The sequence below is a fragment of the Janibacter sp. GS2 genome, assembly GCF_051200835.1.
Lineage (GTDB): Bacteria > Actinomycetota > Actinomycetes > Actinomycetales > Dermatophilaceae > Janibacter.
Genome location: NZ_CP195161.1, coordinates 136,662 through 152,219, shown reverse-complemented (window position 1 = coordinate 152,219; position 15,558 = coordinate 136,662). Strand labels below are relative to the sequence as shown.

The window sequence follows — 15,558 nt, the reverse complement described above, 5'->3', positions numbered from 1 at the left end:
GGAGGGCAGGCTACTCGCCCGTTCTGGAGCGCCCGTTCGGGTCCAGCGGGAGGGATCGGTCCAGCCGGGCGCGGACGAAGTCGACGACGCCGTCCGCTGCACCGGTCACCTCGTCGTAGGTGCGCTCGAAAGAGGCCTCGTCGCCGTACCAGGGGTCGTCGATGGCCAGGGCGTCCCCCTTCGGTCCGGCCGGGTCGAAGGACCGCAGCATCCGGATCCTCGCCTGCGCCTCGGGGGTACCGGCGAGGCGACGCAGGATCGCGTAGTGGCCGTGGTCGGTGGCGAGGACGAGGTCGATGTCGTCGAACCACCGCTTGTCGAAGACCCGTGCGCGGTGCCCTGCGTAACCACCGGTGTGGCCGCGTCGCTCGAGGACCGCGATCGTCCGCGGGTCGGGCGGGTTGCCCTCTTCCCAGGCTGTCGTGCCGGCCGAGTCGATGCTCACGCGGTCCGCGAGGCCGGCCGCTGCGAATCGCTCGCGCAGGACGAACTCGGCCATGGGGGAGCGGCAGATGTTGCCGGTGCACACGACCGTGATCCGAAATGCCGTCATGGCCTCATCCTCTCCCACCTTGCTGGGCGATCCATGGGAGGGCCTGTGCCGCGGTCACAGGCCGACGGCCCGCCGCAGCTGTGCGCCGGTCCACCGCCGACGGTCCGCGCCGGCCGCTTCGGCCTCGCGGACGAGCTCGACGATCCGTGCACAGACGGGGGCGTGCGTGCCGTGGAGCGCGGCGAGCGAGGTGACCGCCCCCTGCAGCTCGCCGATCTCCGTGGGGCGACCGGCCTCGAGGTCGTCCGCCATGGACGAGCGCGCCTGCGGCGTGACCTTGAGCGAGGTCCGGGAGAGGGCGGCGAAGACGGGGGTGGGGGAGCGCAGCAGCCGGGGCACGAGCACGGGCGGAAGGGGGGTCATCCGCGCCGGGGGGACCCCGATGCGCTTGGCGAGGGTGAGGGCCTCGCCCTGACAGGCCGCGAGGACGGTGCGGCAGTCACGGTCCCGCAGCTCGACCGCGAGCGGGAGGGCGGTCAGTGCGTTGATCGGGTTGTTGAGGTTGAGCAGGAGCTTGCCGAAGAGGACGGCGCGCATGTCCGGCTCGACATCGATCCGCAGGCCGGCACCGTGTGCGGCGCGGATGAAGGGATCGATGCGCGGGTGGTCCTTGACCTTGATCCGGCCGCTGACGGTCTGCGTCCAGTGCGTCTCACCGGTGCGGACGACGTTGAAGGGGACCATGCCCGTGAGCGCGAGTGGGCGCGAGGCCATGCTGGGGAAGGAGGACGCCAGCGCCTCCTCGATGATCGAGGCATTGCGCAGGCCGTTCTGGAAGGAGACGAGTACCGAGTCGTGCTGCAGGTAGGGGGCCACCTGACGTGTCGCGTGCTCGGTGGCGTTGGTCTTGGTCGTCAGGAGGACGTAGTCCGCATCGATGACCGCGCTCGCCTCCGTGGCGAGGGTCAGGCCCTCGGGGGGGACCGTGCGGGTGCGACCGCGCAGGTCGCTCACCGTCAGGCCCTCGCGCTCGATGGCGTCGATGATGCGCGGACGCCCGATGAGGGTGACGTCGGCGGCCGCGGCCAGCCAGCCACCGAGATGGCAGCCGATGTTTCCGGCACCCATGATCGCGACCCGGGTTCGCTGCACGTCGCCCCCTGTCTCCTCACGGCCCCTGCGGTGGGACCCGGCGTGACGATCGTAGTGGGGGACGGGAGGAATATCCTCCCGTCCCCCACTCGGTGTGGTGACCGGTTCAGTTCGTCGGCACGAGTGTCGGCTCGGCGTCGGAGGCCGAGGTGTGCTTGGTCAGCGCCTCACCCTCGACATCGACGTTCGGCAGCAGCGTGTCCAGCCACTTCGGCATGGCCCAGGCCCGGTCGCCGAGCAGGAACATCAGGGCCGGGATGAGCACCATCCTCACGACGAAGGCGTCGAGCAGGACGGCGGTCGCCAGGGCGAAACCCATCGACTTGATGAGGTTGTCCGGCTGGAGCATGAAGGCGGCGAAGACCGAGATCATGATCATGGCCGCCGCGGAGACGACCCGTGCGCCGTGCCGGAAGCCGTCGACGATGGCTTCGCGCGCAGAGTCGCCGTGGATGTACGCCTCACGCATCCGGGTGACGAGGAAGACCTGGTAGTCCATCGCCAGCCCGAAGACGATCCCGACCATGAGGATCGGCAGGAAGCTCACGAGCGGTGCACCGTCGACGAGCCCGAGGGCTCCTTCCTGGAAGATCATCACGGTCGCGCCGAGCGTCGCCAGGGTCGACAGGACGAAACCGGCGGTCGCGGTGAGCGGCACGAGGATCGAGCGGAAGACGAGCATGAGCAGGACGAAGGCCAGGCCCACGACGACCGCGAGGTAGGGCAGGAGCGCGTCCTGGAGCTTCTCCGAGACGTCGACCTGGATCGCGCTGAGCCCGGTGACGCCCGTGGTCGTGCCGGTCGCCCTCTCCTGTGCCGGAAGCCCGTCACGGATCGTGGACAGCAGGTCCTCGGTCGCGGCGTCACTGGCGGAGGTGGTCGGGGTGACCATGAGCTGGGCGCCGGTGCCGTCCTTGCTCGAGGCCACGATCTGGGCATTGGCGACCCCGTCGAGGCCGCTGGCCCATTCGGTGATCTCGCCGAAGGCCTGGCCGGCGGCGCGCGGGTCGCCGGAGTCCCGGGCGTCGATGACGACGATCATCCGACTCTCCTGGCCCTCCCCGAAGTGCTCGGCGACGAGGTCGGCCGACTCACGCTGGCTGGTGCCCTCGGAGGCGGTGGAGTCCGTCGGCAGGGACAGGTGGAGGTCCTTGGCCGGGATCGCCAGTGCGCCGAGCGCGAGGACCGCGATGATCGCGGCGATGACCGGCCGGGCGCCGATGGCGGTGGCCCACTTCGTGCCGCCGTTGTCGATGCGTTGACCCTCGTCGACGGCACGGTCCTTGCGGATCTGGCCGGCGAAGGCCCGCTTGCCGAGCGCGCCGAGGATGGCCGGCAGCAGGGTGAGAGCGACGAGGACGGCGGCGAGGACGGTCCCGGCCGCGGCGAGACCCATCGCGGTGAGGAAGGGGATGTTCACGACGGCGAGCGCGACCAGCGCGATGATCACGGTCAGTCCCGCGAAGACGACTGCCGATCCGGCGCGGCCGACGGCCAGACCCATCGCGTGCTCACGGTCCTGCGTGTGCCGCAGCTCGGTGCGGTAGCGGGAGAGGATGAACAGCGCGTAGTCGATCCCGACGGCGAGGCCGAGCATGGTCGCCAGGATGGGGGTGGTCGTCGACAGGTCGAAGAAGTACGTGGCGGCGCTGACGCCCAGGGCGCCGATGCCGACGCCGACGAGGGCGGTGAGGATCGGCAGGCCGGCAGCGACGAGCGAGCCGAAGGTCAGTACGAGCACGAGCAGGGCGACGGCGATGCCGATGAGCTCACTCGTGACGCCGAGGTCGGGCATGCCCTGCATCCCGGAGCCGGAGACCGCGACGGTGAGGCCGGACTCCTCGGCGGAGTCGACGGCCGCCTCGACCGCGTCCTGGGTGGCCGGCTCGACGTCGGTGACGGAGTCGGCGTCGAAGGTCCACTGGATCAGGCCGGCGCGACCGTCCTGCGACAGGGGGGAGACCGCGTCGGCGTTCTCCGTCGCGACGGATGCGGGCGTGCCGTTCTTCTGCGCCTGCTGCTGGTACTGCTGCTCCAGCCCCTTGGACGCGACGACCGGGTTGACGAACTGCTCCGCGTCCCCGCTCTGGGGGACCGCACGCAGCTCGCTGAGGAGGTCCTCGACCTTCGTGGTGTTGGCGGGGTCGGAGAGCTTCTCGCCCTCGGGAGCGACGACGACCACGCTGCCCGTGGGCGTGTCGAGCGGGTCCTGGGCGTCGGGGAAGAGCTCCTTCTGCAGGGACTGGGCCTGCTCGGAGGGGATCCCCGGGATCGTGAACTTGTCGCTCATCGGTTGCTGCATCGTCGCCGCGGCACCGCCGATGGCGATGAGCACGGCGAGCCAGCCGACGAGGAAGGCGGGCCAGCGCCGGTGCGCGAGCCGACCGAGCCGGTAGAGAGCGTGAGCCATGGGATGCCTTTCGGGCGTGATGGTGGTGGTGGCCGCGTCATCGAGGCCGACGATGGTGCCGCAGGGTCACCGCCGAGGGGTGAGGATCTCCCGTGACAGGGCGAGGTTGTGCTGCACGCGGGCGTGCAGCGGGCCGAGCGTCGGGTCGTCGATGCAGTCGCGCACGGAGCGCCCGACGATGCCGCCGGCGATCGTCAGACCCATCCACGCGACGTCCTCGTCGACACCCGTGCGCTGGGCGAGGTGGGTGACCAGGTGGCCGCCGACCTCGTCGACGTACGCCTGCACCCGGGCGAGGAGCTCGGGATTGCGCTGCACGACATCGTGCAGCCGCTGCCAGTCCTCGACCGTCCCGCCGTCGGCGCCGAGGCTGTCGACGATGGTCGTGAGCAGGTCCTCGACGATGAGCCCGGTCGGGCCACCGGCGCGGAGGGTCTCGATCTGCGCGTCCGTGATCACGGGGAGCACCCCGAGGACGGCCTCCTCCTTGGAGGAGACATGGTTGAAGAGTGTCCTGCGGGAGACCCCGACGGCCTCGGCGAGGTCGTCGAAGGTGAATCCGGAGTACCCGCAGGTGACGGCGAGGCGTTGCGCGGCGGCAATGATCGCCGGTCGTCGCTCCCCCCGGGCTGCAGTTGCACTCTTCTTCACAAAGTGCAGTGTTGCACTCCGCTGCCGATCGTGCAAAATCCGTCGCGCGCCGGCGAGAGGCGGGCGGGCCTGATCCGGCTCAGGAGGTCGCGGTGCTGCCCGTGGTCTCGCCGTGCTTCTTGCAGGTCGCAGTCCACTCGCTGCCCTGCGACTCCACCGTGAGCTGACGACGGCAGGTCGTGCAGTAGGTCGGCGGCAGCACCTCGAGGTGCTGCCGGCAGGCGATGTGGCTGCCCCGGTTGGCCGACGCGCCGCAGTCGGCGCAGTAGGTCACCGACACCACCGGGGGGATCGCCCCGAGCGTGTCCGGGTCGCTGTAGCTCGGATCGCCGGCGGTGGGGAAGTCGCTCATCACAGGGTCTCGGCGAGTGGCGTGGGTACAGCAGTCATGCGGGAGATTGTGGCCCATGGCGTCCGGGCCCGTGTCGGGAGCCCCTCGGAAGCGCCCCGGGGCGGCCCACCGCCCCAGGTGCCCCTCGTTTCTCGGGTGACCCGGAAATCCTCGCCTTCGCAAGAGTTTCAAACCCATGCGAAGGCGATGAAACCCATGCAGAGCGCCCGGCGTCTGGTCTAGGACTGATGGCCGCCCTCGATCACCGACTCCGCCGGCTGGACGAGGACATAGCCTCGACCACCGAAGGCCATCTGGAAGGTCTCCCCGGTGCCGCCGCGGACCATCGACTTCAGCCCACCGGTGTCGACCTTGATGTCCATGGTGACGCCGCCGGTCCACATGACGACCGCCTGGGCGTCGCCGAAGGTGGGCGCACCGGACACGTCGAGGGCGACGGGCTCTCCCTTCGTGGTGATCGCGACGTACCCGCTGCCGCGCAGGGTGACGTTGTAGAGGCCACCGGTCATCGTCGCGCCGCGCGCGTGGACGCGGTGGATGTCCCACTCGATCGAGGAGGAGAAGGCGAGGATGTTGTTCCCGTTGACCGAGATCATGTCGTTCTCGAGGTAGATGACCTGGATCTCGGTGGCGTCGCTCGCGAGGAAGAACTCGCCCGTACCGGTGCAGGTCATCATCTTCACGCCCTCGCCGGTCGTGGCCTGCTTGAGGAACTTGCTGACGCCTCCGGAGCCCTGGTTCTCGAAACGGACATCGCCCTGGTAGGCGACCATCGAGCCGATCTTCGCCAGGACCGGTCCATGCCCCGTCTGGACCTTGAGCATCTTCTTGTTCTGCAGCGAGAACTGGTCGGAGGTGGTCTCCTCCTGGAAGTCCTGGAACAGCGAGCCGTGAATGGGCATGGGAGGTCCTCTCGGGGCTGCGGCCGCCCGGCGGGCGTCTGGTGGCGCCACTGTAGAGCCGGGACGGCTGCTGGATCTATGGTGAGGACTCCCCATTCGGGCCCCGGTGCCCGGGAGACGGCGAAGGGATGACGATGAGCTTTTTCGACAGGGCTCGGGTCGGGTACGAGAACCTGGCCGGTCGGGCGGACACCGCCTTCGACTCGGTGACCGCGAGCAGGGAGCTCGGGGACATCGACCAGCACTACCGCGACCTCGGGGTGCTGGCCTACTTGGCGGCCACCGGACGACCCGCCGACTCCGCCGCGCAGCAGCGGATCCTGCAGACCCTGCAGGCGCTGGAGCAGCGCGGCGCCATCCGGGACTTCGGCCTGCAGACGAGCGAGGACCCTCCTGCGGGCGCGCCGCAGGCGCCCGAGCGGCGCGGTGGCCCGGAGGGGATCCCGCAACCCCCGCCGGAGCGTGCCGGTCGGCACGGCGACTTCCTCACCCACTCGCGTCCGGCCCAGACCTGGGCGCCGAGCGATCCCGACGAGACCACCGGCCCGCGTCCGGCGGCGCCCCCGCCGCCGGCACCGCCTCCGCCGCCCCCGCAGGTCGGCGGCACCTGGGGCCCGCCGCCCCGCTGAGGCGGCGCTCCCGCGAGGAGCCGCGTGCGCCGCACGGAGGCAGCTCAGAGCGCGATGAGGACCGCGAGCACCGGGGGAGTGACCAGCGCACCCACGCAGGCGAGGTAGAGCACGAGGGTCTGCCAGGGAGCCGGGTCGTCCGTCGCCAGCAACCGGATCCGGGTTGCGGCGGCCCCGGCCCCGGCCGAGGCGCCCGGGGTGAGGTCCTGGGCCCCTGCCGCCTCCGCGAGGGAGACCAGCGCACGGCCGAGTGCCACCTCGCCGGCCTCCTCCCGCGCGGCGCGGTCGGCGAGCACCTCGACGAGCAGGGCCACCTCACGCAGTGCGGCGTCGCTGCGCAGGAGGCGAGGGGTCGCCGTGTGGAGCACGGTGAAGAACTCGAGGACGAGGTCGTGTCGCTCGCGCAGGTGCGCCTCCTCGTGGGCGACGACTGCCGCGAGCTGGTCGTCGGACAGCGACGCGAAGGCGGCTTCGGTGAGGACCAGTCGTGAGCCGGCGCCGGGGACGCAGTAGGCGGACAGCCGCTGGGAGGGGATCACCCGCGTGTGGTCACCCTCGTGACGACCGATGACGTCGACGAGCTGCCGGTGCTCTGCCCGGGCGGCCCGGATCCGTCGGCCGACGTTGTGGCCGTTGACCAGCAGGCGCACGAGCACCCCGACCGAGGCGATCGAGGCGATCGTGAGGATGACGGCCTCGGCGAGGTTCGAGCGAGGAAGGGGGTGGACCAGCGCGAGCGGTGCGGCCGTGAGCAGGCACAGGACCGCGGACAGGGAGAGCGACTGCCACACGAAGAGCGCCGCGCGGGGGCTGCGCCGCAACCGCTCGAGCCGCACGAGCACGCGAGGCGCGACGAGGAGCACCGCTGCGCAGAGCAGCAGCAGGGCGGCGATCACCCGGTCGAGTCTGCCGCAGGGCGTCCTCGACGGCGACGGGCGGGACGATCCCCCTTCGTCTCGACCTCGGCCATGGCCTCGCGGACGGCGTCGAGGTCGTCGGCGCTCGCCTCGGCGAGGAAGTGCAGGATCGCGGCCTGCCGGTCCTCGTCGCTCAGGTCGTGGAGGGGGCTGCGCATCGCCTCGGCGGTGAGCGACTCCCGGCTGGCAGCGGGCCGGTAGCGCCAGGCCCGACCGTCGCGCTCGCGGGTGGTCATGCCCTTCGTCTCGAGGCGGGAGAGCACCGTCATCACGGTCGTGTAGGCCAGCTCCCGGCCGGTGAGTCCGTCGAGGACCTCACGCACGGTCAGCCCGGAGGCGCCGTCGGCGGCCCACAGGACGTTCATGATCGCCTGCTCGAGATCACCCAAGGACACGCTCTTCGGCATGGCTCGGCACTCCTTCCCTCGGGATCGTCACGACGTGGTCCATCCGATCCAGACCGACTCCGTGGTGGGTCACCATGATCACCGACCGCCGGCCCGCATGCTGCAGCAGGTCGGCGATGACGGCCTCCGCGGTGGGGTGGTCGAGGTGCGCGACCGGCTCGTCGAGCAGGATGACCGGCCGCCCGCTGGCGATGGCGCGGGCGATGGACAGACGGGCACGCTCCCCGCCGGAGATGCCCAGACCACCGGCGCCCAGCCGGGAGTCCAGTCCGTCGCCGAGACCGGTGAACCACTCGCCCAGCCCCGCCCGACGAAGGGAGTCCACCAGCGCCGGGTCGTCGGCCTCGGGGGCCGCGAGGGCGAGGTTCGCCCGCAGGGTCGCGGCGAGCACGTGGGGCTCGTCGTCGACGATCGCGTACAGCGCCCGGACGTCCTCGAGCCGTGCTCGGGTGACGTCGCGGCCGTTGATCGTGTAGCTGCCGGAGGTCGGGTCGAGGTGTCGTGCGAGGACGGCCAGCAGGGTGGACTTGCCGCTGCCGTTCGGGCCGGTGATCGCGACCCGGTCGCCGGGCTCGATGGTCAGGTCCACCGGGCCGACGTCGGTGTGACCCGGGTGCCAGCCTGCGTGCACACCCGCCAGGCGCAGGTGCGGAATCCCTTGCACCCCAAGGGCGTCGACGTCGCCGGGGTCGGCCACGGCAGGAGTCCGGCCGAGGAGCTCGTCGAGGCGCTGGGCGCAGGCCCTCGCGCGGGCGAGTGCCCGGGTGGCGTCGGTGAGGACCCCGAGCGCCTCGCCGGTGGCGACGGGGGCGAGTACGAGGAGCGCCCGGACCGGGGTGGAGGCGTCCGAGGTGACGGCCACGGCTGCCGCGGTGATCGTCGCCAGACCGGTGATCACGAGCACCGCTGCCGCACTGAGGGATCGACCGAGGGACTGACGGGTGGTGCTGTCGGACAGCTCGGAGTGCGCGCTGCGCAGCCACCCGGATGCGGTCTGCGTGCCGCCGATCGAGCGCAGCTCGTCCGCGTGGTCGGCGGTGAGCTGTGCGACCCGGGCGACCTCCGCTCGGGCCGCGAGCACCTCTGTCTGCGAACGGGACTCGAGCCGGTCCGCCAGGGAGGCGATCCCGGCGACCGCGAGGAGCATCGCCGCGAGGACGAGGCCGACGCGGGGTTCGACGACGGCGGTCAGCGCAGCGGCCCCGGTCCCGGCGAGCAGCGCGGCGATCCCCGGCACGGTGACCCGGACCGAGGCCTCGACGACATCCGTGAGGTCGTCGACGACACCCGTGAGCACGTCGGCCCGACCGTGGGTGCCGAGGCGGGCGGGCGTGAGGGGGATGAGCGCGGCGTAGGTCTCCGTGCGCGCCTCGGCGAGGTCGGCGAGTGCGGCGTCGTGGCTGCGCAGCCGCTCCCAGTAGCGGAAGACGGGACGGGCCAGGCCGAAGGTGCGCACGGCGACGATCGCGGTGAGCAGCAGCATGATCTGCGGGCCCTGGTCGGCGCGGACGATGAGCCAGCCCGAGGTCGTCGTCAGGGCGATGCCGGAGGTGGTGGCCACGCCACCGAGGAGGCCTGCGGTGACCAGCCCGGAGGTGAGGCGAAGGGGGCGGATCACCGGGACACCACCGGCTCGCCGAGGGCGACCTCGTGGTCGGCACGCGCGACGAGGTCGCGTTGGTGGCTCACCGCGATGACGGTGCGGGTGCGCGCGAGCTGGGTGATGGTGGCTCCGATCGTCGTGGCGGAGTCGGGGTCCACGTGGGCGGTGGGCTCGTCGAGGAGCACGACCGGCGCCGTCGACAGGAGCGCTCGGGCGAGGACCAGCCGTGCGCGCTGGCCGGCGGACAGACCGAAGCCGTCGTCACCGATCGGGCTGTCCAGCCCGTCCGGGAGGGCGGCGACGGCCCCGTCGAGACCGACGGCGCGCAGGGCCTGCCACACGTCGTGGGACTCGCTCGGGCCGCCGATGGTCAGGTTGGCGCGCAGGGTGCCGGCCCCGAGGAAGGGCCGCTGGGTCACGAGGTGCGACTCGGGGCAGCGCACCTCCCCGGAGTCGGGACGACGGACACCCGCGAGGACCTCGAGCAGCGTCGTCTTGCCGCACCCCGACGGCCCGGTGATGACCGTCAGCCCGGGGCCGGCGATGAGGTCGATGTCCTCGAGGACCCGTCGCTCGGTGCCGGGGTAGGCGTAGCCGACGCCGCGCAGGCGCACCGTCGCCCCGTCGACGGGGTGCGGGACGGAAGAGGCGGCCGGCGTGACGAGCTCGGCGAGGACGTCCTCGAGCGCGGCGGCGCCGTCTGCGGCGGAGTGGAACTCGGTGCCGACCCGACGGATGGGCCAGTAGGCCTCCGGCGCCAGGAGGATCGCGGTGAGGCCGACGAGCAGCTCCATCGACCCGGTGGTCAGGCGCAGGCCCACGACCACGGCGACGATGGCGACCGAGATCGTCGCGAGCAGCTCGAGGGCGGCCGCGGACATGAACGCCAGACGCAGGGTGCGCATGGTCGCCCGGCGGTGCCGCTGGCTCACCGTGCCGATCACCTCGATCTGCCGCTCCGCCCGGCCGTAGCCGACGAGCATCGGCAGGCCGCGCATCACGTCGAGGAAGTGCCCGGACAGGTCGGTCAGGGCACCCCAGCGGCGCTCGGTGTCCTCCTGCGTCGTCGCCCCGATGAGTGCGGCGAAGAGCGGCAGCAGCCACACCGTGAGCACGACCACCACGGCGCTCGGCCAGTCGACGACGAAGAGGCAGGTGATCGCCAGGGGCGGCACGACGGCGGCCGAGATCAGCGCGGGGAGGTACTTCGCGATGTACGGCTCGACTGCGCTCGTCCCCTGGGTGGCGAGCGTGAGCGCCGTGTCCCGGGAAGGGCGCTCGTCCGCTGTCCGCGTCGACCAGGCTGCGAGCAGCTGCTCCCGCAGGTGCGTCGCGACGAGGACGCCGGCACGCGCGGCGATGGTCTCGGACAGTGCGGCGAGGGCGGCCCTGAGGGCGAAGAGCGCACCCGTCCACGCGGCCGGCTCGAGCAGCGGATCGCCCCGGACCACGGCCACGACGAGCGCGGCCAGGGCGAAGGCGGTCCCGATCGTCGCGACGCCCTGCCCGACCCCGACGAGGCCGAGGGTGGCGACGGGAGCCCTGGTCGAGGGGACCACCCGGAGGACGCGTGGGTCGAAGGGCCTCATCAGTGGGCGTCGGCGAGTGCGGGCATGTGCTCGACCGACAGGCGCCGACGGAAGACCCAGTAGGTCCACACGGTGTAGCCGAGCATGATCGGGGTGAAGACCACCGCCGCCCAGGTCATGATCGTCAACGTCAGCGGTGAGCTCGCTGCCGCCTCGAGGGTGAGGTCCGGGCTCGACCCGCGGCCGTTGATGGCATTGGGGAAGAGCATGAGGAAGTAGCTGACGACGGTCATCGCGATCGTCGTGGAGGTGCCGGTGAAGGCCCAGCCCTCCGCCCCCTTCGCATTGGCCGCGATCGCCGCGAGGAGGGCCACCGCCGCGACCCCGGCCGCGACCCAGGAGGCGGTCGTCCCGCGCCCGACGCCGAGGAGGAGGAAGAGGGCCACGGCGAGGACCGCAGCGACGAGCCCGGAGCGCGTCGCGAGGCGACGGGCCTCCTGCCGGATCGGACCGGCGGTCTTCAGCGCGACGAAGTGGGCGCCGTGGGTCAGGCACAGCACGGTCAGGGTGAGTCCACCGAGCAGCGCGACCGGCGTGAGGAGGCTGAGGAACGAGCCGTCGAACTCGGTGTACCTCGTCGTGCCGGCGAGGTGCTCGGTCATCGGCAGGCCGTCGACGAGGTTGGTCAGGGCCACCCCGACGAGGAAGGGGGCGAGGACGGAGCCGGCGATGATCGTCAGGTCCCAGCGGGCCACCCACGTCGCGTCCGTGCGCTTGTGCCGGTACTCCAGACCCATGTTGCGCAGGATCAGCGTGACGAGCAGCAGGAGCAGGGCGAGGTACATGCCGGAGAACATGGTGGCGTACCAGTGCGGGAAGGCGGCGAAGGTCGCTCCGCCCGCGGTGAGCAGCCACACCTCGTTGCCGTCCCAGTGGGGGCCGATGGTCGTCAGCAGCGTGCGGCGCCGGCTCGACGACTCCTGTGTCGTGTCACCCCGGTCGAGGACGGGCAGGAGCATGCCGACGCCGAAGTCGAAACCCTCGAGGACGAGGTAGCCGGTCCACAGGACCGCCAGCAGGACGAACCAGACGGTGATGAGATCCATGGTGGTGCTCCCCGATCAGTAGCTGAACTCGAGCGGCTCGTCGTCCTCGACGAGGCGTGGTTCCTCGAAGGGGTCGGCGCCGCGGCGGATGTAGTCGAGCAGGAGGCGGACCTCGACGACCGCCAGCGCCCCGTAGAGCAGGGTGAAGACGATCATCGACGTCCACACGTCAGCGGTGCCGACGGACGGCGAGACCGCGGTGTGGGTGGCCATCTCGCCGAAGACGACCCACGGCTGTCGGCCGACCTCGGTGAAGATCCAGCCGAAGCTGTGGCCCAGGACGGTGGCGATCGGTGCGAGCACGATGAGCGGGAAGGCCCAGCGCTGCATCGGGACCCGGTCCTTGCGGGTGGCGAAGAGCGCCCACGCGGAGACGGCCATCGCGAAGAACCCGGCGCCCATCATCAGGCGGAAGTTCCAGTAGCTCATGGCGATCGGCGGGATGTAGGTGTCGGCGCTGGTGAGCTCGCCCTCGCCGAAGCTGGCGCGGTACTGCTCCTCCAGCTCGACCATGCCCTGGACCTCGCCGTCCCAGCTGCCTGTGCCCATGAAGGAGAGCAGGCAGGGCACCTCGATGACGTGGGTCGGGTCCTCGCCGCCGAGGCCCGCGATCGTCAGGACGGAGAAGGGGGCGCACTGCCCGTCGGGCGGGGTCTCGTAGAGGGCCTCCGCGGCGGCCATCTTCATCGGCTGGACCTCGGTCATGACCTTGCCCTGCAGGTCACCGCTGATCGTCACGCCGAGGCCGGCGACGAGGGTGACCACGGCGCCGAGGCGGGCCGCGTGGCGGTACATCCTGCGGTCGGCGAGGGCGCCCCCCTTCGCTTGACGCAGCTTGTGCAGCCCGACGCCCATGACCAAGGCGCCACCGACCATGTAGCAGGCGGTGATGACGTGCGGGAAGGCGACGAGCTGCACCTCGTTGGTGAGCACGGCGAGGAAGTCGGCCATCTCGGCGCGGCCGGTCTGCGGGTTGATCCGGTAGCCGACGGGGTTCTGCATGAAGGAGTTGGCGGCAAGGATGAAGTACGCGGACAGCACGGTGCCGATGTGCACGACCCACATGCACGCGGCGTGCAGCTTCTCCGGGATGCGGCCCCAGCCGAAGATCCACAGGCCGAGGAAGGTCGACTCGAGGAAGAAGGCCAGCAGCGCCTCGAGCGCCAGCGGGGCGCCGAAGATGTCCCCGACGAAGCGGCTGTAGGACGACCAGTTCATCCCGAACTGGAACTCCTGGACGATGCCCGTGACCAGGCCGAGCGCGAAGTTGATCGTGAACAGCTTGCCGAGGAACTTCGCCATCCGCAGATGGTCCTCGTTGCGGGTGCGCACCCAGCGCGAGTGGTACCAGGCGACGATCGCGGACAGCCCGATCGTGATCGGCACGAAGAAGAAGTGGTACACGGTGGTGATCGCGAACTGCCACCGTGCGAGTTCGAGCACGTCCACAGGGGGCTCCTACGACGTCTAGTACTACTGGACGTAGGAGACGTTACTCCTCCCGAGGCTGCTCGCACAATGTGCGGCCCGGTAGTCACAGGTTTCTCGGGTGACCCGGAAAACCTCGCCTTCGCATGAGTTTCAAACCCTTGCGAAGGCGAGGAAAGTCATGCTGAGCGCGAAGGGAGGCCCGCCACGTCGCCGATCAGGCCTGGAGGCCACGCACGCCGTCGGCGATCCGGAACCGCGCCTGGGTGCGCACGGAGGAGCCGCGGGTGGTCACCCGGTCCAGGGAGCGGAAGTCGGCCTGCAGGTCGCTGCGCGTGATCGTCGTGCGGACGTAGCCGCGTTGGTCGCCGGAGAACTTCAGGTGCGGGTTCCACTCCATGATCGGGTCCGACCAGGCCGCATCGCCGTCCCCGCCGCTCGTCACCGAGGACGCCACGAGCTCCGTGCCGAGGACCTGGCTGTCCGGGTCGTCGTAGTCGGCCTTGATGTCTGCGGCCCAGTGCTTGTGGACGTCGCCGGTGAGCACGACCGGGTTGCGGACCCCGGCGTCCTGCCAGGCCTGCGTGATCCGTTCGCGGGATCCGACGTAGCCGTCCCACGCGTCGTTGCTCACGTGCCGCAGCTCCGGCTCGACCCTGCCGTCGCGCTGGGAGAAGAAGACCTGCTGGCCGAGGATGTCCCACCGGGCGTCGCTCTGCCGGAATCCCTCCGTGAGCCAGGCCTCCTGTGCGTCGCCGGTGATCGAGCGCGCGGGGTCGAGCGTCTCCTCGCAGTTGGTGTCCCACCCGTCCTCGCACGCCTGGTCATCGCGGTAGCCACGGGTGTCGAGCATGTGGAAGGTCGCCAGCCGGCCCCACTGCAGACGTCGGTGGATCTGCATGGTCGAACCGCGCGGCATCGAGGAGCGGCGCAGTGGCATGTTCTCGTAGTAGGCCCTGAAGGCATTGGCCCGTCGCGCGAGGAACCGCTGCGGGGTGTCGTTCCACTGGTCCGCACGCTCGTTCTCCGGCACGCCGGCCGCCCAGTTGTTGTCGACCTCGTGGTCGTCCCAGACGACGAGCCACGGGGCGATCGCGTGGGCCGACTGCAGGTCGGGGTCGCTCTTGTACTGGGCATGGCGCAGCCGGTAGGTGTCCAGGCCGACGGTCTCGGGGCCGACGTGCTTGCGGGGCGTCGGCGTGCTGCTCGTCCCGTAGTCGTACTGGTAGTCACCGAGGTGCAGCACGAGGTCGGGCTCGTCGTCGGCGAGGTAGCGGTAGGCGGTGAAGTACCCGACCTCGTAGTGCGCGCAGCTGGCGAAGGACATCGCGAGGGTGGCGGGCATCTCGTGGAGGGCCGGGGCGGTCCGAGTGCGCGCAACGGGACTGAGGAAGCGTGCGACCTTGAAGCGGTACCAGTACTCACGACCGGGCCGCAGCCCCTCGACCTCGACGTGGACGCTGTGCGCGTCGGCGGCCCTCGCGTGAGCGGTGCCCCGTGCGGCCGGGCGACGCATCTGCGGGTTGTCGGCGACCTGCCACTGGACGGGGACGTCCCGTCCGGGCATCCCGCCGAGCCCGTCCGCGGCGAGCGGATCGACGGCCAGACGGGTCCACAGCACGACGCCCGTCGAGGTGGGGTCCCCGGACGCGACGCCGAGGGCGAAGGGGTCCTGGCGCACCGGGCCGGCGGCGACAAGAAGGGGGCTGGACTGGTTGGCCCGTGCGGCCGGTGCGGCGATGAGAGCGGTGGTGCCGGCGGCGAGTCCGCTGGCCAGTGCGTGGCGTCGGGTGAGGTGCATGGGCGCCACGCTGTCCCGGTCACGTGAACCACTCAGTGCTGCGACGTGAACCGGGTGGGCCCCCTGCGTGAGTCGTCCGTGAAGAGGGGGTCAGCCGTTGGTCAGCGTCGGCCGTCCAGATTCTCGGGTCACCCGGAAAACCTCGCCTTCGCACGAGTTTCAAACCCTTGCGAAGGCG

General features: G+C 71.2%; 14 protein-coding genes. 1 reads left to right on the top strand and 13 read right to left on the bottom strand.

What is annotated here, in order from left to right; translation table 11 throughout:
* Positions 1-10 precede the first annotated feature (10 nt).
* The 6 genes from ACR9E9_RS00735 to ACR9E9_RS00710 all read right to left on the bottom strand — a co-directional run bounded on the left by ACR9E9_RS00735 (position 11) and on the right by ACR9E9_RS00710 (position 5,960).
* The gene (locus ACR9E9_RS00735; RefSeq protein WP_435200680.1) at positions 11-553 is read right to left on the bottom strand and encodes a low molecular weight protein-tyrosine-phosphatase; all 543 of its coding nucleotides are present in this window, start codon (positions 551-553) and stop codon (positions 11-13) included.
* Positions 554-607: 54 nt separating this feature from the next.
* Positions 608-1,645: a 2-dehydropantoate 2-reductase gene (locus ACR9E9_RS00730; RefSeq protein ID WP_435200678.1), complete on the bottom strand. Its 1,038-nt coding sequence runs from the start codon at positions 1,643-1,645 to the stop codon at positions 608-610.
* Between the two features lie 106 nt (positions 1,646-1,751).
* The gene (locus ACR9E9_RS00725; protein ID WP_435200676.1) at positions 1,752-4,055 is read right to left on the bottom strand and encodes an MMPL family transporter; all 2,304 of its coding nucleotides are present in this window, start codon (positions 4,053-4,055) and stop codon (positions 1,752-1,754) included.
* A gap of 66 nt (positions 4,056-4,121) precedes the next feature.
* Entirely contained in the window at positions 4,122-4,706 is a 585-nt protein-coding gene (locus ACR9E9_RS00720; RefSeq protein WP_435200674.1) for a TetR/AcrR family transcriptional regulator, read from the bottom strand.
* A 79-nt stretch (positions 4,707-4,785) separates the two neighbouring features.
* Positions 4,786-5,058, bottom strand: a complete 273-nt coding sequence (locus ACR9E9_RS00715; protein WP_435200672.1) for a hypothetical protein — start codon at positions 5,056-5,058, stop codon at positions 4,786-4,788.
* Positions 5,059-5,276: 218 nt separating this feature from the next.
* Positions 5,277-5,960 carry an AIM24 family protein gene (locus ACR9E9_RS00710; RefSeq protein ID WP_435200670.1) on the bottom strand — a complete coding sequence of 228 codons (684 nt, stop codon included), beginning with the start codon at positions 5,958-5,960 and terminating at the stop codon, positions 5,277-5,279.
* 134 nt (positions 5,961-6,094) lie between these two features.
* Between ACR9E9_RS00710 and ACR9E9_RS00705 the strand changes: the two genes are divergently transcribed.
* Positions 6,095-6,589, top strand: coding sequence for a hypothetical protein (locus tag ACR9E9_RS00705; protein WP_435200668.1), 495 nt, complete (start codon positions 6,095-6,097; stop codon positions 6,587-6,589).
* Between the two features lie 44 nt (positions 6,590-6,633).
* Here the strand turns inward: ACR9E9_RS00705 and ACR9E9_RS00700 are convergent, their stop codons facing one another.
* The 7 genes from ACR9E9_RS00700 to ACR9E9_RS00670 form a co-directional block, all read right to left on the bottom strand.
* The gene (locus tag ACR9E9_RS00700; protein ID WP_435200666.1) at positions 6,634-7,485 is read right to left on the bottom strand and encodes a M56 family metallopeptidase; all 852 of its coding nucleotides are present in this window, start codon (positions 7,483-7,485) and stop codon (positions 6,634-6,636) included.
* Positions 7,482-7,913 carry a BlaI/MecI/CopY family transcriptional regulator gene (locus tag ACR9E9_RS00695; RefSeq protein WP_435200664.1) on the bottom strand — a complete coding sequence of 144 codons (432 nt, stop codon included), beginning with the start codon at positions 7,911-7,913 and terminating at the stop codon, positions 7,482-7,484. The genes ACR9E9_RS00700 and ACR9E9_RS00695 overlap by 4 nt, the downstream gene beginning before the upstream one ends.
* Positions 7,888-9,531, bottom strand: a complete 1,644-nt coding sequence (gene cydC / locus ACR9E9_RS00690; protein ID WP_435200662.1) for a thiol reductant ABC exporter subunit CydC — start codon at positions 9,529-9,531, stop codon at positions 7,888-7,890. The genes ACR9E9_RS00695 and cydC overlap by 26 nt, the downstream gene beginning before the upstream one ends.
* On the bottom strand, positions 9,528-11,105 hold the full coding sequence (gene cydD / locus ACR9E9_RS00685) for a thiol reductant ABC exporter subunit CydD (protein ID WP_435200660.1): 1,578 nt from the start codon (positions 11,103-11,105) through the stop codon (positions 9,528-9,530). The genes cydC and cydD overlap by 4 nt, the downstream gene beginning before the upstream one ends.
* On the bottom strand, positions 11,105-12,151 hold the full coding sequence (gene cydB, locus ACR9E9_RS00680) for a cytochrome d ubiquinol oxidase subunit II (RefSeq protein ID WP_435200658.1): 1,047 nt from the start codon (positions 12,149-12,151) through the stop codon (positions 11,105-11,107). Before cydB ends, cydD begins: the two co-directional genes overlap by 1 nt.
* A 15-nt stretch (positions 12,152-12,166) precedes the next feature.
* Entirely contained in the window at positions 12,167-13,600 is a 1,434-nt protein-coding gene (locus tag ACR9E9_RS00675) for a cytochrome ubiquinol oxidase subunit I (protein WP_435200656.1), read from the bottom strand.
* 196 nt (positions 13,601-13,796) lie between these two features.
* Positions 13,797-15,380, bottom strand: coding sequence for an alkaline phosphatase D family protein (locus tag ACR9E9_RS00670; RefSeq protein ID WP_435200654.1), 1,584 nt, complete (start codon positions 15,378-15,380; stop codon positions 13,797-13,799).
* Positions 15,381-15,558: the final 178 nt, after the last annotated feature.